The organism is Winogradskyella sp. A2, assembly GCF_046762865.1.
GTDB lineage: Bacteria > Bacteroidota > Bacteroidia > Flavobacteriales > Flavobacteriaceae > Winogradskyella.
Map to the genome: position 1 here is coordinate 109,428 of NZ_JBKQXM010000003.1, position 24,147 is coordinate 133,574.

At 32.2% G+C, this 24,147-nt stretch carries 28 protein-coding genes; 22 read left to right on the top strand and 6 right to left on the bottom strand.

The genetic code is table 11. The features are described 5' to 3' along the window. Positions 1 to 80: 80 nt before the first annotated feature. From ACFWV9_RS06405 to ACFWV9_RS06415, 3 genes are read left to right on the top strand one after another with little or no spacing between them, the layout of a single operon-like run. A complete protein-coding gene (locus ACFWV9_RS06405) occupies positions 81 to 2,558 on the top strand; it encodes an Ig-like domain-containing protein (RefSeq protein WP_411894416.1) in 2,478 nt (825 codons plus the stop codon). Between the two features lie 39 nt (positions 2,559 to 2,597). Next, positions 2,598 to 3,839, top strand: a complete 1,242-nt coding sequence (locus ACFWV9_RS06410) for a serine hydrolase domain-containing protein (protein ID WP_411894417.1) — start codon at positions 2,598 to 2,600, stop codon at positions 3,837 to 3,839. A gap of 58 nt (positions 3,840 to 3,897) precedes the next feature. After that, positions 3,898 to 4,248 (top strand): hypothetical protein, encoded by a 351-nt coding sequence (locus ACFWV9_RS06415; RefSeq protein WP_411894418.1) that lies wholly within the window; start codon positions 3,898 to 3,900, stop codon positions 4,246 to 4,248. A 12-nt stretch (positions 4,249 to 4,260) separates the two neighbouring features. On the opposite strand, the gene ACFWV9_RS06420 is transcribed toward ACFWV9_RS06415, so the two are convergent. After that, the gene (locus tag ACFWV9_RS06420; protein ID WP_411894419.1) at positions 4,261 to 5,022 is read right to left on the bottom strand and encodes a DUF481 domain-containing protein; all 762 of its coding nucleotides are present in this window, start codon (positions 5,020 to 5,022) and stop codon (positions 4,261 to 4,263) included. A 147-nt stretch (positions 5,023 to 5,169) separates the two neighbouring features. Here ACFWV9_RS06420 and ACFWV9_RS06425 point away from each other — a divergent pair, with 147 nt between their 5' ends. From ACFWV9_RS06425 to ACFWV9_RS06450, 6 genes are all read left to right on the top strand, one after another. After that, complete coding sequence (locus tag ACFWV9_RS06425) at positions 5,170 to 5,736, top strand: hypothetical protein (RefSeq protein WP_411894420.1); 567 nt, start codon at positions 5,170 to 5,172, stop codon at positions 5,734 to 5,736. 35 nt (positions 5,737 to 5,771) lie between these two features. Then, positions 5,772 to 6,191, top strand: coding sequence for a hypothetical protein (locus ACFWV9_RS06430; RefSeq protein WP_411894421.1), 420 nt, complete (start codon positions 5,772 to 5,774; stop codon positions 6,189 to 6,191). A gap of 75 nt (positions 6,192 to 6,266) precedes the next feature. Continuing rightward, positions 6,267 to 6,578, top strand: coding sequence for a hypothetical protein (locus ACFWV9_RS06435; protein ID WP_411894422.1), 312 nt, complete (start codon positions 6,267 to 6,269; stop codon positions 6,576 to 6,578). 24 nt (positions 6,579 to 6,602) lie between these two features. Then, the gene (locus ACFWV9_RS06440) at positions 6,603 to 7,709 is read left to right on the top strand and encodes a Gfo/Idh/MocA family protein (RefSeq protein ID WP_411894423.1); all 1,107 of its coding nucleotides are present in this window, start codon (positions 6,603 to 6,605) and stop codon (positions 7,707 to 7,709) included. A gap of 7 nt (positions 7,710 to 7,716) precedes the next feature. Continuing rightward, entirely contained in the window at positions 7,717 to 8,097 is a 381-nt protein-coding gene (locus tag ACFWV9_RS06445; RefSeq protein WP_411894424.1) for a VOC family protein, read from the top strand. Positions 8,098 to 8,111: 14 nt separating this feature from the next. After that, on the top strand, positions 8,112 to 8,459 hold the full coding sequence (locus tag ACFWV9_RS06450) for a hypothetical protein (protein ID WP_411894425.1): 348 nt from the start codon (positions 8,112 to 8,114) through the stop codon (positions 8,457 to 8,459). A gap of 11 nt (positions 8,460 to 8,470) precedes the next feature. Here ACFWV9_RS06450 and ACFWV9_RS06455 read toward each other — a convergent pair whose 3' ends face one another. Then, complete coding sequence (locus ACFWV9_RS06455; protein ID WP_411894784.1) at positions 8,471 to 9,082, bottom strand: trimeric intracellular cation channel family protein; 612 nt, start codon at positions 9,080 to 9,082, stop codon at positions 8,471 to 8,473. Beyond that, a complete protein-coding gene (locus ACFWV9_RS06460) occupies positions 9,082 to 9,798 on the bottom strand; it encodes an RDD family protein (protein WP_411894426.1) in 717 nt (238 codons plus the stop codon). Before ACFWV9_RS06460 ends, ACFWV9_RS06455 begins: the two co-directional genes overlap by 1 nt. A 35-nt stretch (positions 9,799 to 9,833) precedes the next feature. On the opposite strand from ACFWV9_RS06460, the gene ACFWV9_RS06465 reads away from it, so the two are divergent. The 8 genes from ACFWV9_RS06465 (at position 9,834) to ACFWV9_RS06500 (ending at position 17,654) form a co-directional block, all read left to right on the top strand. Beyond that, positions 9,834 to 10,850, top strand: a complete 1,017-nt coding sequence (locus tag ACFWV9_RS06465; RefSeq protein ID WP_411894427.1) for a stage II sporulation protein M — start codon at positions 9,834 to 9,836, stop codon at positions 10,848 to 10,850. Then, a complete protein-coding gene (locus tag ACFWV9_RS06470) occupies positions 10,847 to 11,734 on the top strand; it encodes a hypothetical protein (protein WP_411894428.1) in 888 nt (295 codons plus the stop codon). Before ACFWV9_RS06465 ends, ACFWV9_RS06470 begins: the two co-directional genes overlap by 4 nt. Next, the gene (locus ACFWV9_RS06475) at positions 11,735 to 12,469 is read left to right on the top strand and encodes a DUF4129 domain-containing protein (protein WP_411894429.1); all 735 of its coding nucleotides are present in this window, start codon (positions 11,735 to 11,737) and stop codon (positions 12,467 to 12,469) included. 65 nt (positions 12,470 to 12,534) lie between these two features. Beyond that, positions 12,535 to 13,689, top strand: coding sequence for a DUF4350 domain-containing protein (locus tag ACFWV9_RS06480; RefSeq protein ID WP_411894430.1), 1,155 nt, complete (start codon positions 12,535 to 12,537; stop codon positions 13,687 to 13,689). Beyond that, positions 13,671 to 14,666 (top strand): AAA family ATPase, encoded by a 996-nt coding sequence (locus ACFWV9_RS06485; protein ID WP_411894431.1) that lies wholly within the window; start codon positions 13,671 to 13,673, stop codon positions 14,664 to 14,666. Before ACFWV9_RS06480 ends, ACFWV9_RS06485 begins: the two co-directional genes overlap by 19 nt. A gap of 8 nt (positions 14,667 to 14,674) precedes the next feature. Beyond that, on the top strand, positions 14,675 to 16,006 hold the full coding sequence (locus tag ACFWV9_RS06490; RefSeq protein ID WP_411894432.1) for a DUF58 domain-containing protein: 1,332 nt from the start codon (positions 14,675 to 14,677) through the stop codon (positions 16,004 to 16,006). 158 nt (positions 16,007 to 16,164) lie between these two features. Further along, entirely contained in the window at positions 16,165 to 16,581 is a 417-nt protein-coding gene (locus tag ACFWV9_RS06495; protein WP_411894433.1) for a DUF2141 domain-containing protein, read from the top strand. Between the two features lie 134 nt (positions 16,582 to 16,715). Beyond that, positions 16,716 to 17,654: a LysR family transcriptional regulator gene (locus ACFWV9_RS06500; RefSeq protein WP_411894434.1), complete on the top strand. Its 939-nt coding sequence runs from the start codon at positions 16,716 to 16,718 to the stop codon at positions 17,652 to 17,654. A 27-nt stretch (positions 17,655 to 17,681) separates the two neighbouring features. Here ACFWV9_RS06500 and ACFWV9_RS06505 read toward each other — a convergent pair whose 3' ends face one another. The 3 genes from ACFWV9_RS06505 to ACFWV9_RS06515 form a co-directional block, all read right to left on the bottom strand. After that, positions 17,682 to 17,879 carry a hypothetical protein gene (locus ACFWV9_RS06505; RefSeq protein WP_411894435.1) on the bottom strand — a complete coding sequence of 66 codons (198 nt, stop codon included), beginning with the start codon at positions 17,877 to 17,879 and terminating at the stop codon, positions 17,682 to 17,684. Between the two features lie 211 nt (positions 17,880 to 18,090). Then, a complete protein-coding gene (locus tag ACFWV9_RS06510) occupies positions 18,091 to 18,918 on the bottom strand; it encodes a TIGR00266 family protein (protein ID WP_411894436.1) in 828 nt (275 codons plus the stop codon). Between the two features lie 66 nt (positions 18,919 to 18,984). Beyond that, complete coding sequence (locus ACFWV9_RS06515; protein WP_411894437.1) at positions 18,985 to 19,440, bottom strand: DUF4442 domain-containing protein; 456 nt, start codon at positions 19,438 to 19,440, stop codon at positions 18,985 to 18,987. A gap of 145 nt (positions 19,441 to 19,585) precedes the next feature. On the opposite strand from ACFWV9_RS06515, the gene ACFWV9_RS06520 reads away from it, so the two are divergent. From ACFWV9_RS06520 to ACFWV9_RS06540, 5 genes are all read left to right on the top strand, one after another. Beyond that, positions 19,586 to 20,032, top strand: a complete 447-nt coding sequence (locus ACFWV9_RS06520) for a DUF4870 domain-containing protein (RefSeq protein WP_411894438.1) — start codon at positions 19,586 to 19,588, stop codon at positions 20,030 to 20,032. Positions 20,033 to 20,096: 64 nt separating this feature from the next. After that, positions 20,097 to 20,438 (top strand): PadR family transcriptional regulator, encoded by a 342-nt coding sequence (locus ACFWV9_RS06525; protein WP_411894439.1) that lies wholly within the window; start codon positions 20,097 to 20,099, stop codon positions 20,436 to 20,438. Next, positions 20,435 to 22,213, top strand: coding sequence for a PspC domain-containing protein (locus ACFWV9_RS06530; protein WP_411894440.1), 1,779 nt, complete (start codon positions 20,435 to 20,437; stop codon positions 22,211 to 22,213). Before ACFWV9_RS06525 ends, ACFWV9_RS06530 begins: the two co-directional genes overlap by 4 nt. Before the next feature lie 128 nt (positions 22,214 to 22,341). Continuing rightward, positions 22,342 to 23,070 carry a head GIN domain-containing protein gene (locus ACFWV9_RS06535; RefSeq protein WP_411894441.1) on the top strand — a complete coding sequence of 243 codons (729 nt, stop codon included), beginning with the start codon at positions 22,342 to 22,344 and terminating at the stop codon, positions 23,068 to 23,070. 189 nt (positions 23,071 to 23,259) lie between these two features. Further along, positions 23,260 to 24,096 carry a GIN domain-containing protein gene (locus ACFWV9_RS06540; protein ID WP_411894442.1) on the top strand — a complete coding sequence of 279 codons (837 nt, stop codon included), beginning with the start codon at positions 23,260 to 23,262 and terminating at the stop codon, positions 24,094 to 24,096. Positions 24,097 to 24,147 lie beyond the last annotated feature (51 nt).

The window sequence follows — 24,147 nt, forward strand, 5'->3', positions numbered from 1 at the left end:
ATTGAGCGTTTTTTAATTTGAAAACTCTATCTTTAATTCCTTATTGAAACTAAAATCAAATAATTTTCACGCCGCCAAATATGACAACTAATTATAAGATATTGAACATTTTGATTCTTACTTTTTTATTGGTGTTTTCATGCCAAGAAAAGAATAAAGAACTTAATAAAATTGAAAATACTAATGCTATGGCTGTAATTGTTATGCCAGACACTACAAATATGGCAGTGGGTGGCATCCAACAATTAACACATAAAATAATACCGGCCAATACATCAGATAAAACTGGTGTCTGGAATTCAACTAATGAAAGTATTGCAATGGTTAATTCTAGTGGTTTGGTAACTGGTATTAATAATGGAATTTGTAGTATAAAATTTACATCAAATAACGGTTTTAAAACAGACAGTTGCGTAGTAAGGGTTAAGGTATCTCAGGAGATTTTACCTGCCTTTCCCAATGCGTACGGAGCAGGAGCTGATATCACTGGTGGTAGAGGAGGAACAGTTCTTCATGTAACCAACTTATCTAACGACAATAGTCCCGGTTCTTTAAGATGGGCTTTGAAACAAGCATATCCAAGGATAATAGTCTTTGATGTGTCTGGAACTATTGATTTAGCCGGTTCTAGAGAATTTATAAATGGTTCACAATATGGAGATTTGACTATTGCGGGTCAAACAGCACCTGAAGGTGGTATTACTTTGGTTAACGGGACTTTTGTGCTTCAAAATATGAGTAACTTAATAATAAGGTACATTAAATGTCGCGGTGGTTCAGCTAGAGATGAATGGGATTCTTTAAGGATTTTTCAGTCAGACAACTATATAATAGACCACTGTGATTTCTGGTACGGTACAGATGAAGGACTGGACACTAGTGATAAAACAGGCCCTAAAGACGGTAATATAACAGTTCAAAATAGTCTGTTCTGCGAAAACAAGACTGGGCTTATCATGGGAATTGCAGAAAATGACGCAAGTAATCCAAGTTACGGGCCCGTTTCCGTGATTAGGAATATGTTTGTTAATGTTTCACATCGGTTTCCAAAATATGCTGGTGAGGCCAGGGTTGATGTCATTAATAACGGTGTTCATAACTGGAGGTTTAGAACAATGCGTTTTGATGGTTTTGCCTTTGAACTCAATGAAATTGGTAACTACTATCAAAGTGGAACGAACTCTACAACTTCCATAAATACTGCTGATGGGTTAAATAAAGTAAGAACTAATGTAAATACCTACAGAATTCATACAAGTGGTAATTTCTTGGAGAGCAGTCATGCATCAGCTTTAGGAATATCACATTATGAAAGTGATAATACTTTAGGTTGGTCTAATTATGTCGACAGTAGATCAATAAACTCATCTGTTTTTATTGATAAAGCTTTTCACCTTAACGGTGTAGCTGTCCCTGTATTATCGAGCAATGACATTAAACCTCATTTATTAGAAAATGTAGGTGCAAGACATTATTTAAACGCGGATGGTAGCGTAGGAGAATATTTAGATGATTTACAATCGACTTATTTAGGGTATTTCGAAAATGATGCTAACGTCAGTTTGTTAAATTATGACTCAGAGTATGGAAAACAGGCAACTGGCGTGCCAAATAATGTCAGGCCAGAAGGCTTTTATATTAGCAATCCACATATACCTGAAATTTGGTTTCAAGCAAATGTTCCACCAGGGCAGGGACATAACGAAATTGCACCAAGTGGTTATACTTGGCTAGAAGAATATTTAAATATGGTGGACGGGAAAAGTCTGATAGACGAAGTTTCACCATGGTGTATTATTGGTTTTGATTCCCAAGACAGAACACCAGGCCAAAGAATAGCATTACTTAATGAAATGGGCTTTAAAAAATATGGCTACAATCGTGGAAAGGGAGACCTTAGTACTATGATTGAAGAATTTAAATTATCTAAAGAAAATAATATTGAAATTATCTCTGTTTTTTTATGGTTAAATGCAGATAGAGACAGCATTGGTGAATTGAGCCCATCGAACAAAGAATTGCTTAACAACTTAAAAAAGATAGATGATAAACCAACAATATGGGTTAGCCTTAGTGATAATTTCTTTAAAGATCTTGACCAACAACAATCCATAGAGCTTTCCTTTAAAATGATAGAGTTCATTAAAGGTAAAGCAAATGAATTAGGCTGTAAACTAGCCTTATATAACCATCATGGCTGGTTTGGAAATCCTCATAATCAAGTTGAAATAATCAACAGAATTGGAGATGGCTCTATAACAATGGTGTACAATTTCCATCATGCTCATGATTATATTGACGAGTTTCCGCAAATAGCCAAAAAAATCACACCATTTCTGTCATACGTGAATTTAAACGGTATGAAAAAAAGAGGCCCTCAAATTCTCACTTTAGGTGAAGGCGAATATGAACTCAACATGATTAAAGCTCTAATTGATGAAGGTTATAAGGGGCCATGGGGAATTTTGGGCCATATTAAAACAGAGGATGTTAAAAATGTATTGCAACGTAATATGAAGGGGTTAAATGATTTAAATCTAAGTCTGTTGAAGAATTAGATAATTAAAACCAAATAACAATAGAACAAAACTCAATTGATGAAGAAAATAATAGTGCTCATCTTAGCTTTTAACCTTTTAAACTGTAGTCAAAAAAAATCAGAAACTAATATAAAATCTGATGAATTACAGATTACCCTATCTGAAGAGTTAAAACAAATTCAATCAAGCGGAAATCTCAATGGATTTTCAGTTTCAATAGTAAATGAAGATAGTCTTTTGTACAGTAAAGGGTTTGGTTTAGCAGATGTTTCAGCCAATAAACCTTATACAGCCAATACTATTCAAAACATTGCGTCAATTTCAAAAACACTAATTGGTATTGCTTTATTAAAGGCGCAAGAACAAGGACTGTTATTGCTTGATGATCCCGTCACTAAACACTTGGGTTTTGAAGTAATTAATCCATATTTTCCTGAAGAAACAATTACTATTAGACATCTGACCACACATACCTCATCAATAATAGATGGTGATATTTATGATGAGAAATCTTATGTGCTTAAAGCTCCTAAAGATTCACAAAGTAAGTCAAATATTGAAATACCTGAGGAATTTAATCCACCATCAGAAAATACGTCCATGAAATCATTTTTATATGATGTATTAAATAAGAGCGGTAATTATTATTCAGCCGATAATTATATAAATAAGGCACCAGGAACATACTTTGAATACACAAACATAGGAGCCACCTTGGCTGCTTTGGTCGTTGAGTCGGCATCTGGAGAAGATTATCGGGATTTCACAAAAAAGCATATTCTAAAGCCCTTAAAAATGAACACCTCAGGATGGACATTTGAAGATGTGAATATGGACAATCACTCAAAATTATATTCAAATAAGGAAACTGAATTTCCATTTTATACCTTAATTACTTATCCAGATGGTGGTTTAATAACATCTGCTAATGATCTAAGCAAATTCTTAATTGAACTGATTAAGGGGTTCTCTGGCGAAGGAACCATTTTAAATAAAGACAGCTTTAAAGAATATTTTAAACCACATCTTAATGATTCTCATTTCGAAGAACGCGATGCTGAAAATCCATATAATGACGAATATAATTTTGGAGTTTTCATAGGGCAATCAGCTCAAGACAACATTGGTCATACAGGTGGAGATCCTGGTGTTACAACGTTTATGTTTTTTAACACAAAAACAAAAATTGGTAGACTAATGATAATTAATACTGATTTAAATAGCGACGCCGATGTACAACGACTATTTTCAATTTGGGACAAATTAGGAGACTATCAGGAAAAGCTAACTGAAAATTAAATATTTTAATCTAGTTGTCGTTAACTATAATATCATATTTTTAATTAATTCCATTTCAATGAAAACTAAACAACTCATTGCTTTAACTCCAGAATTCTACCTCATCTTAGCAACTATATATTATTGGACATTAACAGCAAATATTTTTAACCCTATAGCTATATTATTGCTAATAGTATTACTGTTTCAATTGATCTATAAAAAATTCGCATCAGGAATTATGATCGCATCCATTTTCATATTACTAAACCTTTATATGGTATTTGCATTAATTTCAGAATTGTCTGAGTTTACAGAGCCCAGTGAAAATTATAACAAGCTATTAATATTCGGATCTCTTTTTTTAGGGTTAAATCTAATTTTTGGTGTATTTATGTTCTGGAAATATTTGAAAACCAAAATTAAATAACCCTAAATGCACCTATAGGTAATTTTTTAATGTGAAACCAAATGTTAATACACTATCATCTTGTTTTTGGTCCTGTATTACAACACTTTCAAACGTATCAAGATAATTAATATTAAAATTCAGAAACTTCCATACTGGGAATTCTAAACTTACGTCTGCGCGCCATCTATAATTATTACTTTCCTCTAAGGAAGGCTGAAAAAAACTTTCGTGTTTTACGATCAGCTTTTTCTTAAACAAATGGTATTCACCTTGTACCCATAAGGTACCACGTAACGCATCTATGGAATTATTTCCATCATATTCTGATCGGTTGAAGGTTGATTTCTTGAAGTCTGTATTTTCATACTCACAGGTAAGGGCAAACTTGAGTGAATTTTTATCCTTCTTAAAGATTTGAAACGTTGCTCCTGCACCAAAGAGATAGCGTAGGTCTATTTCTCTTCTAAAATTAGTACTTATAAAACCTAATACCAAAGGTGAAATTTTGCGTTCTGGAGTAAACCGTAAAAAGTTAAGACTTAAAATATCCTCATCAGCTTTTTCCTTGCCAAATTCTTGATAGACATAAGAGTTTTTGGTTTCAAAAAGTCCTTTGTCCCATGGTTTAAAGCTAACATTAGACGTGGCTCTAAAAATAACTGTCTCTACATTACCAGCCTGTATAAAGCCCGTTAATGAGAGATCTGCTTTAACCTTTATAGAATCAGCATCTTTTACTTGACCAAAAATAAAAATGGGAAACAAGAAGAAATAATACAGAATCTTTTTCATGACGTTTAACTGTAAATTATTATTTCAAATGAAGCCGCAAATATAAATATTAATGATAATAGGCTACTATAATTTCAAATTTTTATCTACCAAAACCAAAGACATCATTTTCAATTCATTAACTTAGTTTTAATAAGATTTATAATAGTGCTTAACAATATAAAACTAACATCAAAAGATAGTCTTTCAAGATATTTGCATAGCGTTAATATCTACACCTGGGACGATCTAATTACTCATGTTAAGAATTTACCATATGGCAGAAATAGTAATAGATACGACTTTGATCTTGTAATTAAAGAAAACAAAGGCACCTGCAGTTCTAAACATGCTTTATTAAAAAAGGTTGCTGAATTGAATGAATTATCTAGTGTTAAGCTTATACTGGGTATATATAAAATGAATCCAACTAATACTCCCAAAATAGGAAAGGTATTATCAAAAAATTCAATCGATTACATTCCAGAAGCTCATTGTTACTTGCTGATTGATGGAGTACGATTTGATTTCACAAATTCTAATTCTAAGTTTGAGTCTATTGAAAATGATATTATAAATGAAATCAAAATATCTCCTGAAGAAGTTGTTGAATTTAAGGTTATATATCACAAAACATTTATTAAGGATTGGTTGCAGCAATCAAAATCTAAATACACCTTTGAACACATTTGGGAAATTAGAGAAAAGTGTATTGAAGTTTTAAACCTTAATTAATAAAAATAATATTTATTATATCACGTTATAAGTGCATGAAGCACAAATACTTCTACATTATACTATTCTTGGTTCTACTAATTCAAATTTCTTGTGATAGACCAAAATGCGCCAACAACAACCCAGTATTTGAAGAAAATACTCCTGATTCAAAGATTTATAAGGACGAATTAGTTAATCAATTATCATTGATAGACAAAACAGAACTAACTTACTGGTTACAAGATTACGAAAATATAAACGGGAACGAATATCTTTATTTTTATATACAAGGTGATGGTCTCTGTGCAAGTCTACATTTAAAAATGGAACATTGGATAAAACTTGAAAATGTTAGGGATAATAAAGGTTCTGGTCGTTTTAATGCAGAGTTTACTAATCTTAAGTTTGATGTTAGAAAAGACTCTACCTTAACTGAATTTGTTTACAATACTTACGATAGGATAATTGATTAATTCGTAACTTTAAAAACATAGTTGCATCTTTTGCACATACTGCACTATTCTGTTGAATCTATAAAAGCAGTAAACATGGAAAAAATTAAAAAAATTGGGGTTTTCTCATTTGCAAAATTTCAAGCATTTATGGGATTATTAATTGGTTTGGTATTCGGTGTCATTTATTCAATTGGAGGACTAATAATTGACAGTCTTGTCACATTAGAATGGATTACTTCAAATGAAACACCTGGCCTCAGTTATGGAACCGTATTGGCTTTTGGTGCATTAATAGGTATGCCATTAATTGGTGTGATTGCAGGTTATATATTTGGTATTATCCAAGCCTTTCTTTTTAATTTGTCTTCTAAATGGTATGGAGGTATCAACCTAAATACAGAATAGAATAATACTCAATTACATCTTTCAATGAAGTATAATATTATCTGCTTTATCTTAATTAGTATAATTACAACAAACATAAGTTGTCAAAATAAACCGGTGAAAATTGGTGTTGTGGGATTAACTCATACTCACGTTCATTGGATATTTAATAGCAATACAAATGAGGAATTTGAAATTGTTGGTATTGTAGAACCAAACAAAGAATTGGCAAAACGATATGCAGATCAATATCAATTCTCTATGGAATTGGTTTATGATACATTAGACGAGCTAATAGCTTCAAAACAGCCACTAGCAGTGACAGCTTTTGGGACCGTTTATGATCATTTAAAGATCGTTGAAACCTGTGCCCCAAAGGGCATCCACGTTATGGTCGAAAAACCATTAGCAGTAAGTTTAGATCATGCACAACGTATGAACGCCCTTGCTAATAAGCATAAAATTCATTTACTAACCAATTATGAAACAACTTGGTATCCAACCAACCATAAAGTTTATAAAACGATTAAACAGGACACTGTAATTGGTGAGCTGAGGAAAATAATTGTCAGAGATGGTCACAAAGGACCAAAAAAAATAGGTGTAGATAAGGAGTTTTTAGAATGGCTTACTGATCCTGTATTAAATGGTGGTGGTGCAATTACAGATTTTGGGTGTTATGGTGCCAATTTACTAACTTGGATATTGGATGGTAAAAGACCAAATAGCGTCACAGCTATTACCATGCAACAGCAACCTGAAAATAATCCAAGGGTAGATGACGAAGCTATAATAGTATTGAGGTATGATAATTTAATAGGCATTATTCAAGCGTCTTGGAATTGGCCCATAGGAAGAAAAGATATGGAAGTGTATGGCTTAAAGGGCGTCCTCTATGCAGATAATAGAAATGATTTTAGGATCAGAATTGGCTCTGGTTATGATGATTTTGAAGAACAAAGCATAACATTAAAGGAACGAGAAAAACCTTATAACGATCCTTTTGTTTATTTTTCTTCTGTGATAAAAGGAGAAATAGATGTTCCTGAATACGATTTATCCTCTCTAAAAAATAATATGGTAGTGATGGAAATTTTAGATGCTGCTATAAAAAGCGCAAAACTGAATAAGACCATTCAATTAAAGGAATAAAAATATAATGAATCTAAATCAAGTTACTGTTCCTTCCTTAGACGTTGAAAAAGCAATCTCATTTTATGAATTATTGGGACTTAAGTTAATAGTTAAGGCACTTCCGCATTACGCCAGGTTTGAATGTCCTAATGGAACTTCAACGTTTTCTATTCATAAAACCGATAAATTAACTAACATTGAAGGTGTTTCCATTTATTTTGAATGTGATAATCTTGATGAGCACGTTATGTCTTTAAAACAAAATGGAATTGTTTTTGATTTAGAACATACTGACCAAAACTGGTTATGGCGAGAAGCAAGACTCAAAGACTTAGACGGAAATCAGCTAATATTGTATTTTGCAGGAGAAAATAGACTCCATCCACCATGGCGACTTAATAAATAACATCATTATAAATCATGAAATCACTTCTATTAATTGTTCTTTGCTTATTAAGCTTTAATACTATTACAGCCCAAGAAGTTTTAGAATTAGATGCTTCTCAAAGTATGTGTATAACCGGTAAAGGACCTGGTCAGGATGGCGCTATCAATCCCTATATAAACAAAGATTCCTATGCCATAGTTGAAAATATTGGAACTAGTTATTTTGAGATTAGAATTCAGAAAAAAGGTGAACTTATTAAGATAATCACCATTAAATCTAGTGAGAAAAAGAAAATTTTACTCTTAAAGGGTCAAGAGCTTTATTTTGATACTAATGAAAAAAGCAAAGCGAAAATTGATTTTGAAGAAAAACCAAATTAAAACCAAAACTCTCACTTTTCATCTTTGTATAGACTGGGTAAACTAATTTTAAACCTTACAGCAATTAGCCTCAAAACAATAACTACTACACCAGCTATTACAAACAAATAGTTTCTATCTTCTAAAAACTCCCTAAGTAAGAAATATGTAAATCCGCCTAATATGCATGCGGTTGCGTAGATTTCTTTTCTAAAAATCACAGGGATATCATTACAAAGGATGTCTCTGATAACACCACCAAAACATGCTGTCATAGTACCTAAAGCAATGCAGATTAATGGGTGCAACCCTGCAACCAATCCAGTTTCAATACCAACAACAGTATATAATCCAATACCAATGGTATCAAATAAAAATAAAGATCGTCTTAAATGTTTTAGCTGATTCCTAAAAACAACTGCAAATACTGTAGCACCAACAATGACATATACATAGGTAATATCTCGCATCCAAGCTACAGGTTCAACACCTACCATTATATCTCTCAACGTCCCTCCACCTACTGCTGTGACAAATGCAATAATAATTACACCAAAGGCATCCATACGTTTGTTCATTGCCACCAATACTCCTGAAATAGCAAAGGCAACCGTTCCTAATATATCTACAACTTGAAAAAACATCACATATTCTGAGTATAGTAATTATAATCTTTTATAACCTTAGCAATAAAATCTACAGGCTTTTCTTTTGGATCCACAGCCATAACCTTTATAAGCCTATGGTGAAGATTAAGTATTATGTTATGATTGCCTTTTAATACAGCATCATCATACAGGTTTTTCACTTTTTGCATATCAGCATCATTGAGCACTGTTACTTGGCTATAAGTGGGTACATATCCAACTGGTATTTCTTTTAATATCGTATCATTGATAGTTACCTTTTTTTTCTCACTTATTACAGTTGTTCCTGCCGCAATATCTCCAATACGTTGGCCATTGCCTTTAATCAATATTGTTAGTACTGCTGCACCACCAGAAGTTAAGGCCACATCAACAATTCTTAAAATCCAACGCACAAAATAATTAGCAAAACTAGGTTTAGATCCATCTAATTTGACAACACGTGTATTCATAGCACTTTTACCAATCGTTTTACCATCCCAAAAGGTCTCTAATAAAACATAGTATAAAAAGGCAGGTAAGTTTACCAAAAGATATATAGACCATGCGTCACCCATATCGAGATCTAAAGCAACTAAAAGCAATATCGACGCGATCACATAGAATAGTATAACTGCACTATCTATAAGGTATCCAAGCATACGATCTCCAATGTTCGCAACGTTTTGCTTTATCCCTACATTTTGGGCAGTTTCTATTTGAAATTCATCCATATTTTCTTTTCTTTGGAAGCTAAAGGTTTTAGTATATGCGCGAGGCAGCTTTTGTGAAGCAAAATAAAGATAAATGGTTAGAATTTGAAAGCATTCTAATAAATAAAACCTCAATAGATCCCGATTTACTTTCAGACCTTTACATTGAAGTTACAGATCATCTCAGCTACGCCAAAACCTTTTATAAAAACAGTAATACTGAACGGTATTTAAACCAATTAGCTTCACAGGCGCATCAAAAGATTTACAAAACAAAAAAGGAACCAAAAAACAGATTGATTTCTTTTTTTAAAACTGAATTTCCTTTAATGTTTTACAAACACCATAGAGAACTATTAATTGCCTTTTTAACATTTGCATTTTTTGTTTTGGCCGGTGCTTTTTCTGCTGCGAACGAAGGTGATTTTGTTAGATCATTTCTTGGTGACGCCTATGTTAATATGACCTTAGATAATATTGAGAAAGGAGATCCTATGGCAGTTTATAAAGAGCAAGGAGAATTTAATATGTTTTTAGGGATCACGCTTAACAATATTAGAGTAGCACTTTTTGCTTTTGGTTATGGAATTATGTTTGGTGTAGGCACATTGTATATTATGATGCAAAATGGAATTATGTTAGGTAGTTTTCAATATTTCTTCTATGAAAAAGGACTACTATGGGAATCTGCTAGAACGATTTGGATACATGGTACGATAGAAATATCAGTAATTATCATTGCTGGCTGTGCTGGTCTTGTTATGGGCAATGGAATGATATTCACCGGCACCTTACCACGACTAGAATCTTTTAAACGAGGTGTTATTAACGGATTAAAAATATTAATGAGTACAATTCCATTTTTTATCATCGCCGGTTTTTTAGAAGGATTTGTAACAAGACACACAAAAATGCCTGATTGGCTCGCTATTTTAATAATAAGTAGTTCACTATCGCTTATATTATTTTACTATGTCTATTATCCTATTAAATTGCACAAAAAATTAAAACTCAACAAAGAGCATTCAAAAACTCAAGACGTTAACCCAATACCACAAACCAACCCAATATGAACAGACCGTATATAGAATTTAGAAAACAAAGTGACTTCAGTGGTATACTAACAGATACTTTCGGTTTTATTAGAAATGAATTTAAGCCTCTCATGAAAATGATAATAAATATTGCAGGGCCAGCTGTATTAGTTTATCTGCTTTCATTGGCAGTTTATAACTATGTAGCCGGTGATATTTTTGATATCACAGCATTTGGAGATTCCTCCTTAAATTCTGGTAGTCTAGTATTATCATTGCTGGCGTTCTTTGTTTATTTCATTGCGGCAATTGCTACTTATATTCTACTTGGAGGAACGGTTTTATTCTATATTAAATCATATATTGATAATAAAGGCTTGACGGACTACGATGAAATAAAAAGAAACACATATAAGTTTATTGGTTCATTTTTCGGACTTGGTATTCTTAAAGGAATCACATTGTTCTTTGCAACTATGCTTTGTGTATTACCTGTGCTATATGCAATGGTACCAATGGCTGTGGTTTTTAGTCTTTTTGTTTTTGAATCTAGAAATTCTGTAGTCGATGCTTATAGTAAAAGTTTTAATCTTGTTAATGTAGATTTCTGGACAGCATGGGGCTCATACATTGTTATATTTATTATTTACTACATCATCATCGTTGTTTTTGCATTACCTAGTTCAATTTATGCCATGATTAGTACAGGAATATTTACTGGTGAAGTTGATCCTGCCAACTTAGAGAATTTTTCAAGAGACCCTATATTAATAGTATTGAGTGTTATACAAGCATTCGTTCAAGTATTTCTGAATGTAATTTTAGTTGTAGGCGGTGCTGCTATATATTTTCACTTGCATGAAAAAACAAATTTTACAGGTACTTACGAGCGTATTGGTGAAATAGGCAAAATAGAAGAGTAAATGCAACTATTCAGGTATTTACTTTGTTTTATTTGCTTGGTACAGTTTTCAGTTGCACAACAAAATGAGCAATCGGTTATATTTGATGAAAGTACAATCGAAAAAAAAGAAATATCTGAAAAAGATCTTGAAACCTATAAGGCAGATGAAGATTTTAATTACGTTGAATTTGAAGCTGAAGAAACATTTTTAGATCGAGCATACCGTTGGTTACAAAACATCTTAAGAAAATTCTGGGAAGCTATATTTGGTGTAGGTACGGCATCCGGATTCTTATACTTCATTTTTAGAATTTTACCTTATATACTCCTTGGGTTTCTAATTTTTCTTTTAATACGGTTTTTTCTAAAAGTGAATTCTAATAGATTGGTTATGAACGTCAAAGCACAAGGAAATATCACAATTACAGAGGAAGAACAGATTATTAAGAATGAAGATATTCCTGCATTAATTAAAGAAGCCATCAATCACAAAAATTACAGATTAGCAATTCGCTATTACTATCTTCTTTCTCTAAAATATTTAACTGACAATGACAACATAGATTGGCAACCGCAAAAAACCAATGAGGATTATATTAAAGAAATAAATGCCATTTCTTTAAAAGACAGTTTCATTAACATCACGCGTATTTATGATTATGTATGGTACGGTGAGTTTGGTGTAGATGCACTAAAATTTGAGGCGTTAAGACAACCTTTCGAAAACCTTAATACTAGAATAACCAAACCTTGAGTAAAAAAGGCAAAATATATATCACCCTTGTTCTCTTAACTATTTTATCTATAGTGGTTCTAGAAATGAACAAACCCAAGGAATTAAATTGGTTTCCTTCCTATGCCACACACCACAAAATTCCATTTGGATCCTATGTTTTTAATGAGCAAATACAGCGTATTGCAGATAGTGTAAATCTAGTGGATAGGCCACCTTTTGAGTATTTATTGGAAAATGATATTAATGGTACCTATCTATTTTATAATGGTGGAATTAATTTTGGTGAAGAAGAATTAAATGCACTTCTTGATTGGGTTGATTTAGGCAATACATTGATGGTTTCTGCGGTAGATTTTGAGGAGACTTTGTTAGATACATTAAATCTAAATACAAAATCAGTAAATATAGTTGGTAATTTTAATAATGAATATCAAGTACAGCTGGTAAATCCACGTCTAGACAATACAGTTTCTTACAAATATGACAGACCAAATACATTCTTTCATTTTCATGAAATAGATACCTTAAATACTAGTGTTGTTAGTTTTATTGATAAATATAGAGGTGAAAATAAAACCGTAGAAGATTCGCTTGTTAATATTATAAAACAACCATTTGGTGATGGTGAAATAATACTCAGCACATTTCCTCAGGCATACACCAACTACTTTATACTCAATTCACCAAATCAAAATTACACGGCTGGGCTTCTCTCCTATTTAGATACGAGCAGACCCATATACTTAGATAAATATTATAAAAACGGTAAGAAGTATTACACATCACCAATGTATTTGTTATTAAATACCAAATCCTTAAAATGGGCTTATTACATTGTGTTAATTGGTGTTTTAGTTTATATAATTTTTGAAGGTAAACGTAAACAACGCGCTATACCTGTTTTAAAACAGCTTAAAAACCAAACCCTAGAATTCACTAGGACAATTGCTAATATGTACTATGAAAATGGTAAGCATAAAGACATTGCTAACCATAAGGTGCAGCACTTTCTAGAGCATATTAGAAATACGATGTATCTGAACACTTCAGAAATTAATGATATGTTCATTAAAAACTTAGCGGCAAGAAGCAATAATAGCATAGAAGACACAGAAATGCTATTCGGTTACATTAAAAGATTGAATGCAAAAACACAGATTAATAATATAGAATTAGAAAGGTTAAATACCCTAATAGAAAATTTTAAATCCAATAACCAATGGAAAACGAAGAAGTAAATGGCGACTTAAATTTTGACAATAGAATTCAGTTAGATGGATTAAAAGAGTCCGTAGAGCAAATAAAATCTGAACTTAGAAATGTAATAATAGGCCAGGATAATTTTGTAGAACTACTCATTGTGGCTCTTCTTGCTGATGGTCATGTTTTAATTGAAGGCGTACCAGGAATTGCAAAAACAGTAACCGCAAAACTATTTGCCAAAGTACTAAAAACTGATTTTAGTCGTATTCAATTCACACCAGATTTAATGCCTAGTGATGTTTTAGGAACCTCTGTTTTAAATATGAAAACCTCTGAATTCGAATTTAAGAAAGGACCTATTTTTTCTAATATCGTTTTAATTGACGAGATAAACAGAGCACCTGCCAAAACTCAAGCTGCTTTATTTGAAACAATGGAGGAACGACAAGCCACTATTGATGGGATTACTTATAAGTTTGAAAATCCCTTTATGGTTTTAGCAACTCAAAATCCAATTGAACAAGAAGGAACATACGCTCTACCAGAAGCACAATTAGACCGATTCATTTTCAAAATCAAAGTAGATTATCCATCCTTAGAAGATGAAATTAAAATTATCGCATCACATCACGAGCGTAAAGGAGATGCGCCGCAATCTAGGATAAATGCAATTTTAGATACAAAATCATTAGAAGATTATAAGAATAAAACTCAAGCTATTGTTGTTGAGAAAAAGATTATAAAGTACATCGCGGAGATTGTTTCAAAAACGCGAAACCACCCACACCTTTATTTAGGTGGGTCTCCTAGAGCTTCTATTGCTATATTAAATACTTCTAAAGCATTTGCTGCGATAAACGGAAGAGATTTTGTTATCCCAGAAGACATAAAACGTGCATTAAATCCTGTACTTAATCATAGGGTTATACTAACACCTGAGCGCGAAATGGAAGGTATGTCAACAGAGAATGTTATTGAAATGATTGTTCAATCCGTTGAAGTACCAAGATAAAAATTAGTATGAATTTTATTAAGTCATTATACATACACAAACAACTATATATCTATTTAGCTGTTGTTTCTGTGTGCTTTTTAATGTCTTATTGGTTTGACGGTTTATATTCAATCGCATGGATCTTAACCACTGTAATTATTGTTCTATTGTTTATAGACTTAACGCTACTCTATGGTTCGAAAAATGGAGTTGATGCAAGACGATTACTTCCAGATAAATTCTCAAATAGTGATAACAATCCGGTACCAATTACACTAAGTAATTTATACAAATTTAAAACTTATATAGAAGTAATTGATGAGTTACCAGTACAGTTCCAAAAACGTGACTTTTCATATAAGATAAGTCTCAACCCTAATGAAACACATAATTTCGAATATGCGGTAAGGCCAGTTGATAGAGGCGAATACTATTTTGGGCATCTCAACATTTTTGCATCTTCATTACTTAAAATAATTAAGCGCAGGTATAGGTTTCAGAACGAACAGATGGTAATGGTATACCCGTCTATAATACAAATGCAGAAATATGATTTCTTAGCTATTAGCAATTCACTTACTCAAATAGGACTTAAAAAAATTAGACGCATCGGTCATACTTCAGAATTCGAGCAGATTAAAGAATATGTTCTTGGAGATGACTTTAGAACAGTTAACTGGAAAGCTACTGCCAAGCATGGAGAATTAATGGTAAATCAGTATCAAGATGAAAAATCCCAACCCATTTATTCAGTAATAGATACAGGCAGGGTAATGAAAATGCCATTTGACGGATTAAAACTATTAGACTATGCCATAAATTCTACTTTGGCCTTTAGTAATGTTGCACTAAAGAAGCATGATAAAGTAGGAATGCTTTCGTTTTCTAAAAAAATAGAATCTTTCCTACCAGCTCTTCACAAGATTACCTATTTAAACCGTATACTCGAAACATTATATAATATAGATACCCAGTTTAATGACAGTGATTTTGGCCTATTATATGCACAGTTAAAACGAAAAGTTACACATCGTAGCTTAATCTTACTCTATACTAACTTTGAACATTTAAGTGCCTTAAAGCGACAAATGCCCTATTTACAAGCTATTTCAAAAAAACACATGCTAGTTGTTGTGTTATTTGAGAATACGGAATTAGAGACTATCATTAAAGAAAACGCCGAGGATTTACAATCCATTTACCATAAGACTATTGCTGAGAAATTTGCCTTTGAAAAACGCTTAATGGTGAAAGAATTACAGAAGCATGGTATCCAGACCATTCTTACACCTCCTGAAAACCTTACAATAAATACTATCAATAAGTATTTAGAAATTAAAGCAAGAGGACTTCTTTAAATATTAAAAGGATCATCTAAGACTTTGCTAATTTTCGTTTTTCAATCTATTTTACAATTCGTCAGCCTTATTTTACAATTCGGTAAATACATTTATCATACACTATTCTTTTGTTGGATATTTGAATCATCAATCATTAACCATTAAACACTAATATTATGAAGAATCTATTCTTAACAATCGTATTTACATTAACCACATTTTTAAGCTTTGCTCAAGATAATGGCATAACAATTACAGTAACGGTAGACAATTTAACTAGTGACAAGGGTATAGCTGCTTTTGCACTTCATACCAAAGACACCTTTATGAAAGGTGACGGTGTACTGAGTGTAGATAGCACAATAAAAGAAGGAAAAGTAACCGTAAAATTCGAAAATGTAAAACCGGGTGAATACGCAATTATTGGCTTGCACGATGCCAATGAAAACGGGAGAATGGACTATAGAGAAAATGGAATGCCTTTAGAAGGATTTGGTACCTCAAACAATGTTATGTCATTTGGTCCTCCACAATACGAAGATTCAAAATTCGTAGTTGAAAATAAGGATCTAGAGTTTAACATACGCTTCTAAAAATATCATTAATCAAAAAACGCAATCAATCAAAAAAATAAAAGACTGTCCTAACCGACAGTCTTTTTTATTTGAATTTTCAACTATAGTTTTTGATAATACTTTTTGTAATTTTATAGTCTAAATTTATATCAATGACTATTACGCAATTAAAATACGCATTAGCCATAGCAGAGCACAAAAATTTCACTAAAGCAGCCCAAAAATGCTTTGTTACTCAACCTACACTAAGTACTCAAATACAGAAATTAGAAGATGAATTGGATGTAATTATTTTTGATAGAGGTAAAAAACCAATTGAACTTACAGATGTTGGAAGAAAAATTGTTTTTCAGGCAAGAAATATAGTTAATGAAGCAGATCGTATCCAGGATATAGTAGACCAACAAAAAGGTTTTATCGGTGGAGAATTTAGACTTGGAATTATACCAACGGTAATGCCAACCTTACTTCCAATGTTTTTACAAAACTTCATTAAAAAGTACCCAAAAGTAAAGTTAAAAATTGAAGAGCTTACCACTGAAGAAATTCTAACCAGAATAAGTGATGGCCATTTAGATGCAGCAATCGCTGCAACGCCTTTAGAGAGTGATAACATTAAAGAACGTGTTTTATATTATGAGCCTTTTGTAGCTTACGTGCCTACAAATCATAGATTGAGAGACAAGAAAACAATCGAAATTTCAGATCTCGATATTGATGATATGCTACTATTAGAAGACGGTCATTGCTTTAGAGATGGAGTAATAAATCTATGTAAATCATTTAAAGATCACTTGGACGATAGTTTTCAGTTAGAGAGCGGAAGCATTGAAACTTTAATTAAGCTTTCTAATGAAGGGCTTGGCATGACGCTTCTACCTTATTTGCATACCTTAGATGTAAAAGAAAAACTCAACCCAAACCTAAGACACTTTAAAGAACCATCTCCTGCACGAGAGGTCAGTATAATATATCATAAGAGTGAATTGAAAATGCAAATTATAGATGCTTTGCATAGTGTGATTTCAGGTATTATAAGAGGAGCAATTGCATTTCATAATGTAGAAATAATCAGTCCATTACCTAAATAAAAAAAGCGACTTACGAGTCGCTTTTTTTTATGCTTTTAAATAAATTAAACATTGATTTAATTCTGGGTTTTGATTAATCAGGGACTGAATAAATATTCTGAGATCTTCCAACTCATGTGGCAATAATCTTCTCACTGCTTTTTCCACTTCCTTACAGAATAATGCGGCATCAAAACTCACCTTATTAAGTACAGTTTTGGTGTACTCGTACATTGCTCTTGCCATATTTTACTTTTGGTTTTAGGTTTAACAAAATGTAGATTTCTTCTATAGGCTATTGTTTCAAATTATATTCTAAAGTTAGAAAAAAAAATTATCGATTATAAGTGTTTAACAGCTTTTTATGTTAAATGTTATATTTATTCGATAATAATCTTTTTTGCAAAAAGAGAATTCTTACATCATAACCTTATGGCTACCATAATATTACATTCGTCTAAAATCTATTATCTCCATCTAAAATATCTCCCAGTCCTCCTAGGATACTACCCTCACCTCTGTCCTTACCACCAGTACGTGGCGCAGAAGCAATTATTCTATTAGCTAACCTACTAAAAGGTAAGGATTGAACATATACTTTACCAGGTCCTTGCAATTTGGCAAAGAATAAACCTTCTCCGCCAAAAATTGAGTTCTTAATGCCACCGACAAATTCAATATCATAATCCACATCTTGTGTAAAGCCAACTATGCATCCTGTATCTACTCTTAGGGTTTCTCCTGGCTGCAAGGTTTTTTCTGCCATGGTGCCACCAGCATGAACAAATGCCATACCATCACCTTCTAATTTTTGCATTATAAAACCTTCACCGCCAAATAAGCCTCTACCTAATTTCTTTGAAAATTCAATACCTACACTAACGCCTTTTGCTGCACATAAAAAAGCGTCCTTTTGACAGATAAACTTACCTCCAAACTCCGTTAAATCTATAGGAACAATTTTACCTGGATAAGGAGACGCAAAAGATACGTTACGCTTGCCAGTAAGATCATTATAAAAGGCTGTCATAAATAAACTTTCACCAGTAAGTATACGTTTACCAGCTCCTAATATTTTTCCTAAAAAACCTTTATCCTTTTCAGAGCCATCGCCAAAAATAGTATCCATTTTTATACCATCATCCATCATCATAAAGCTTCCCGATTCTGCTATAACCGCTTCTTGGGGATCTAGTTCTATTTCTACATATTGCATTTCTTCACCATATATACGGTAATCAATTTCATGGGCATTTCTATTACTAAAATCTGGTAATTTTTCCATAATGTTTTTATTTAAAGGTTGATTCTATTAATATGTTGAAAGCAAATCAATTTTGTTACATTAAACTTAAGATTTAATCTTAAGCGTCCATTCAAAATTAAAAGTTGACACTTGGATACCTTCTTCATTAACACCACTGGCATTTAACCACACGGTTTGCCCCTCACCTGTTTCAATAGCCTTAGATATGGCTTCATTAATTTTTAATCCTTCTTCGCAAGTAAATCTTATTCTACCTGTCGCCTTTTTAGTAAAAGATGCGTTATTGTTGGCTACCAACATTGATATATTTTTACCACTTTGCTTTATCTTTCTCATTACCAAAGCACCTGTTGTTAACTCTGCTGCCATGCCTTGCACTGCCCAAAACATGGATTTAAAAGGGTTTTGATTTATCCAACGATGTTTTACTGTAACCACACAAGTTTTATCATCTAAATGCTTTGTTCTTACACCAGTAAAATATGCTGCCGGTAACTTAAACATTAGGAATTTATTGAGTTTAGACGGTGTTATATTCATGTATCATATTTATATATGGACTAAAATAAAATAAATTTATAAGCTCTGCTAATGTTAAAAATATGTTAATTTTTAGTACTATGCGTAACATAATACCTTTTTAAAGACATATATTTGTATAAGCAACTATTATATACTTTTAAAAATGATAGATAATCACTATAAAAATTTAGCAACTTTCATACACCTTTCAACATTTTCAAGGTTTATTATTCCATTTGGAAACTTTATTGGTCCAATAGTTTTATGGGCCGCGAACAAGAACAAATCTGAGTTTGTAGATAAGCATGGTAAACAAGCTATTAACTTCCAGATCAGCATACTTTTGTATGCAATAATTATTGGCACAATCAGTGTCCCATTTTTTATTTTTAAATTATTTGAAGGAATGAATGTATTAGATTTTCGTGGATTCAACAATTTTCATATTAACGTAGGCGAACCTTCTCCTCTGCTATATATAGGAGGTGGTTTAGGAGTATTGGCAGTAATTGCTTTTATTATTGAACTCGCACTTATAGTTAAAGCTAGCATTTCAGCTAGAGATGGAAAATTGTACAATTATCCTCTAACAATCAACTTTTTAAAATAGCATATAAAATCATCATAATCAATCAAAAAATGAACAGTTTAATCGAATTTAAGATACTATTAATATGAAGATAGAAAACACAAAAGCACAAATGCGTAAAGGTGTCCTAGAATATTGCATCTTATCTATTTTAAAGGATGAAGATGCTTATGTTGCAGAGATTCTTGGCACACTCAAAGACGCAAAAATGCTTGTGGTAGAAGGAACAATTTACCCTCTACTTACAAGATTGAAAAATGCTGGATTACTCAATTATCGTTGGGAAGAATCCACATCTGGACCACCAAGAAAATATTATGGTCTAACAGAAACAGGCAAATTGTTTCTCAATGAATTAAACACTACTTGGAGTGAATTAAAAAATGCAGTTAACCTAGTAACAAGTACAAAAACACCAAAAAAATGAATAAAACAGTCAATATAAATTTAGCAGGTATATTCTTCCACATAGACGAAGATGCATATCTTAAATTATCACGCTATCTTGAGGCTATAAAACGTTCATTTACAGACTCTCAAGGACGTTCAGAAATAATCTCAGATATTGAGGCACGCATTGCCGAATTATTTTCAGAACGTATACAAAACGAAAAGCAAGTAGTAGGAATAAAACTAGTTGATGAGGTTATTACCATCATGGGACAACCAGAAGATTATTTGGTAGATGACGAAATTTTTGAAGACGAACCTCAACCAAGACAATCTTACAGCTCTAGACCTACAAAAAAATTATTCAGAGATACTGATAACTCATACATTGGTGGTGTAGCTGCTGGTTTAAGCCACTATTTTGGCATAGATACCATTTGGATGCGTTTACTTTGGATTCTTTTAACCATTGGTTCTGGTGGTACATTCATACTCATATATTTAATTTTTTGGGCTTTAGTGCCAGAAGCCTTTACGACGGCCGAAAAACTAACAATGACTGGTGATCCTGTAAATATCACCAACATTGAAAAAAAAATTAAAGATGGTATTGATACCGTTTCTGAAAAAGTAAGAAATGTAGATCTCAAGAAACATGGCGAAAAACTTAAAGAAGGAATTGATTCTGTATCAGACAATATTTCAGAATCAGTTAAGAATGTAGATTTTCAAAAACAAGGTAATAAACTAAAATCAAGTTCTCAGAATTTCTTCGATACGCTAGGTACTATTATTATGTTTTTCTTAAAAGTAATTGCCAAGTTCATTGGAGTTATTTTAATCATTATAGGAATAAGCACTCTAATTAGTCTAATAGTTGCTTTTTTCACTGTTGGTATAACAGATGCAGTACATTTCCCAGGTATGGACTTTATTGATGCTGCAAACGCTGCCAATATACCATTATGGTTAATGTCAATGCTCATTTTCTTTGCGGTTGGTATTCCATTCTTTTTCGTGTTCTACTTAGGTCTTAAAATCTTGGTAAACAATCTAAAGTCTATAGGGAATGTTGCAAAATTCACCTTGCTTGGTATCTGGCTAATGGCTATTATTGGATTATTTATAACTGGAGTAAAACAGGCTACAGAACATGCTTTTGATGCTAAATTTATAGTAAAAGAACAATTAGATGTTACCGCTAACGATACCTTGAAAATTAATATGATCAGTGATAGTAATTATGATGGCTACTATTATAGACGAAATAATAATTACAGATTAATTGAGGACGACAATGGTCGAACCATAAAGTCATCTGATATTAGATTAGTAGTGCGATCTACAAAAGATTCACTGGGTTCTATTGTTATTGAAAAGCAAGCCAGAGGAAGTAGCTATGAGATTGCTAGAAATAGAGCTGAAAATATCAACTATGACTTTAGTTTGAGTAATGGTAAATTAGATTTAGGTTCATATTTAACAACAGATATTGAAAACAAATTTAGTGACCAAGAGATCATGGTGATATTATATGTTCCTGAAGGTGCAGTTATATATGCAGACGATAACACTTACAGTTTCCATAGAAACTCTAGCTATTACAACGATATATTGGATAACGGAATGGAAGAGCAATATTTGAGAATAATAGAAGATGATACTGAATGCTTAGATTGTGATATCGAAGAAGAGGAAAATTCAGATGATGTTAACCCTGATAATGACCAAATCATAACAGAAGAAAAACCAGAAGTAAGTATTCAAATCAATGAAGAAGATGGAGTTAATATTGAGGTAAATGACAATTGAGACACAAATATTGACAATTCGGTCTTATTTAATTCAATCTAAAGAACCATCAATATAAATTTGAATTATCAATCAATCAATCAAAAAACGATTTTAACTAAATCAATTTTCAATCAAAAAAAGAAATCATGAGCACATTAGTAAGAATTATTATTACAAGCATCATTAGTTTATTAATGGTTTCCTGTATCATGGACACAAACTTCGGCATAGGAGTCGATGGGAATGGTAAAGTTATGAGTTCGGATAGAAATATCTCAGATGACTTTAAGACCATTAAGGTAAGTCAAGGATTAGATCTATACATTACACAAGGTAATTCCGTTGACTTAACTGTTGAAGCCGATGAAAATCTGCACGAACTGATTATGACAGAGGTAGAAAACAATGTTCTTAAAATTTACACCACTGAAAATATAAGGCGTGCATCTTCAAGAAAAATTCTACTCGGCATTACAGATATTGAGGCTATTAAAGCGACAAGCGGTAGTGACGTAAGATCTACAAATATTATTGAAGTTGACGAATTAGAATTAAATTCTACAAGTGGATCTGATATAAGACTAGATGTAAAAACAGAATCCTTAAACTGCCATTCTACAAGCGGTAGTGATATAAGACTAAGTGGCTCAACTAATATTCTTATTGCAGAAGCAACAAGTGGAAGTGATATTAGAGCATCCAACCTTAGAGCTGTAACATCCAAAGTTAAGGCAACAAGTGGTGCAGATATCTCAGTAAATACTTCTAAAGAACTGACTGCTAGAGCGACAAGTGGTGCAGATATTAGATATTCTGGCAATCCAGAAAGAGTCGATAAATCAGATAGTTCATCAGGTAGTGTTATAAAACAATAAATCAATCAATTAAAAGTGTTTAAATTCCTTAGTTTTTTAAATACTTAACCCTTTCATAACCAATCAGTTAAAAGCCATTTCAGACTCACTAATAGAGTTTGGGATGGTTTTTGTATATATTTGTTAAACACTATAAAAGTGACCTGAAACTATCTTTGGGTCTTAATAGTGTATAATAATTTAGATTACATGAAAAAACAAATACTATTTTTTATGCTTTTGATTGCGACAGTACCAACGGTATTATCTCAATCGACTGAAAAAATTAAAGGTGATAGAAATGTCACTATTAAACAGACATATATTGATGATTTTGAAACTTTAATTATTGATGGAGATTTTACCATTGAAGTAGTTTACAACAGTAAACCTTCAGTAGAAGTTGAAGCCGATGACAATCTACATGAAGTAATTCAATTTTCAGTTGTGGATGGTGTGCTTTCATTTGTACAAACAATAAGAATTACTTCAAAAAAGAAACTTAGTATTACAGTAAATTATGGTGATATGCTGAAGAATATTGAAGTTAAGGGTAATGGTGAGATTAGATCATTAACTTCAATGGAGCTGGGAGATGTCACCTTAAAAACTTCGGATAATTCAAGAGCATATTTAAATATCAATGCAAGAACTTTCGATTATAAGAGTTATGGTAAATCAAAAACAAGATTAAATCTAACAACCGATTCTACTATGGTTGAGTTAAGTGATACAAGTAAACTAGATGCCTTAATTAAAAGTAAAGTTGCTGATTTTGATTTATATCAGCGCTCTGATGCTGCCATTGAAGGAGTTTCTGATAGTTCAGTAATCAGAGTCGATAACTCTTCAAATTTTACTGGTGCAAAATTTAATGTTAAAAATGTTGATGCAACTCTAGAAGACAACAGTGATATTACCATTTCTGTTGAGGATAATATTTCAATTAATGCATCCGGAAACAGTGAGGTTTATTTATATGGCAATCCTACCATAACAATAACCAAATTTGAGGGTACATCTAAACTTCAGAAGAAGAAACGCTAAATATTATTGAATAAAAAAGCCGAAGTTTAACCTTCAGCTTTTTTATTTTCT

Bases quoted from the DNA above. Each gene is read 5' to 3' on its own strand.
- ACFWV9_RS06465 (WP_411894427.1), top strand. From the start codon at position 9,834: ATGCGCGAGGCAGCTTTTGTGAAGCAAAATAAAGATAAATGGTTAGAA.
- ACFWV9_RS06470 (WP_411894428.1), top strand. From the start codon at position 10,847: ATGAACAGACCGTATATAGAATTTAGAAAACAAAGTGACTTCAGTGGT.
- ACFWV9_RS06460 (WP_411894426.1), bottom strand. From the start codon at position 9,798: ATGGATGAATTTCAAATAGAAACTGCCCAAAATGTAGGGATAAAGCAA.
- ACFWV9_RS06530 (WP_411894440.1), top strand. From the start codon at position 20,435: ATGAATAAAACAGTCAATATAAATTTAGCAGGTATATTCTTCCACATA.
- ACFWV9_RS06535 (WP_411894441.1), top strand. From the start codon at position 22,342: ATGAGCACATTAGTAAGAATTATTATTACAAGCATCATTAGTTTATTA.
- ACFWV9_RS06510 (WP_411894436.1), bottom strand. From the start codon at position 18,918: ATGGAAAAATTACCAGATTTTAGTAATAGAAATGCCCATGAAATTGAT.
- ACFWV9_RS06505 (WP_411894435.1), bottom strand. From the start codon at position 17,879: ATGGCAAGAGCAATGTACGAGTACACCAAAACTGTACTTAATAAGGTG.
- ACFWV9_RS06415 (WP_411894418.1), top strand. From the start codon at position 3,898: ATGAAAACTAAACAACTCATTGCTTTAACTCCAGAATTCTACCTCATC.
- ACFWV9_RS06480 (WP_411894430.1), top strand. From the start codon at position 12,535: ATGAACAAACCCAAGGAATTAAATTGGTTTCCTTCCTATGCCACACAC.
- ACFWV9_RS06420 (WP_411894419.1), bottom strand. From the start codon at position 5,022: ATGAAAAAGATTCTGTATTATTTCTTCTTGTTTCCCATTTTTATTTTT.
- ACFWV9_RS06495 (WP_411894433.1), top strand. From the start codon at position 16,165: ATGAAGAATCTATTCTTAACAATCGTATTTACATTAACCACATTTTTA.
- ACFWV9_RS06475 (WP_411894429.1), top strand. From the start codon at position 11,735: ATGCAACTATTCAGGTATTTACTTTGTTTTATTTGCTTGGTACAGTTT.
- ACFWV9_RS06410 (WP_411894417.1), top strand. From the start codon at position 2,598: ATGAAGAAAATAATAGTGCTCATCTTAGCTTTTAACCTTTTAAACTGT.
- ACFWV9_RS06525 (WP_411894439.1), top strand. From the start codon at position 20,097: ATGAAGATAGAAAACACAAAAGCACAAATGCGTAAAGGTGTCCTAGAA.
- ACFWV9_RS06520 (WP_411894438.1), top strand. From the start codon at position 19,586: ATGATAGATAATCACTATAAAAATTTAGCAACTTTCATACACCTTTCA.
- ACFWV9_RS06485 (WP_411894431.1), top strand. From the start codon at position 13,671: ATGGAAAACGAAGAAGTAAATGGCGACTTAAATTTTGACAATAGAATT.
- ACFWV9_RS06405 (WP_411894416.1), top strand. From the start codon at position 81: ATGACAACTAATTATAAGATATTGAACATTTTGATTCTTACTTTTTTA.
- ACFWV9_RS06440 (WP_411894423.1), top strand. From the start codon at position 6,603: ATGAAGTATAATATTATCTGCTTTATCTTAATTAGTATAATTACAACA.
- ACFWV9_RS06500 (WP_411894434.1), top strand. From the start codon at position 16,716: ATGACTATTACGCAATTAAAATACGCATTAGCCATAGCAGAGCACAAA.
- ACFWV9_RS06430 (WP_411894421.1), top strand. From the start codon at position 5,772: ATGAAGCACAAATACTTCTACATTATACTATTCTTGGTTCTACTAATT.
- ACFWV9_RS06515 (WP_411894437.1), bottom strand. From the start codon at position 19,440: ATGAATATAACACCGTCTAAACTCAATAAATTCCTAATGTTTAAGTTA.
- ACFWV9_RS06455 (WP_411894784.1), bottom strand. From the start codon at position 9,082: ATGTTTTTTCAAGTTGTAGATATATTAGGAACGGTTGCCTTTGCTATT.
- ACFWV9_RS06445 (WP_411894424.1), top strand. From the start codon at position 7,717: ATGAATCTAAATCAAGTTACTGTTCCTTCCTTAGACGTTGAAAAAGCA.
- ACFWV9_RS06540 (WP_411894442.1), top strand. From the start codon at position 23,260: ATGAAAAAACAAATACTATTTTTTATGCTTTTGATTGCGACAGTACCA.
- ACFWV9_RS06450 (WP_411894425.1), top strand. From the start codon at position 8,112: ATGAAATCACTTCTATTAATTGTTCTTTGCTTATTAAGCTTTAATACT.
- ACFWV9_RS06490 (WP_411894432.1), top strand. From the start codon at position 14,675: ATGAATTTTATTAAGTCATTATACATACACAAACAACTATATATCTAT.
- ACFWV9_RS06435 (WP_411894422.1), top strand. From the start codon at position 6,267: ATGGAAAAAATTAAAAAAATTGGGGTTTTCTCATTTGCAAAATTTCAA.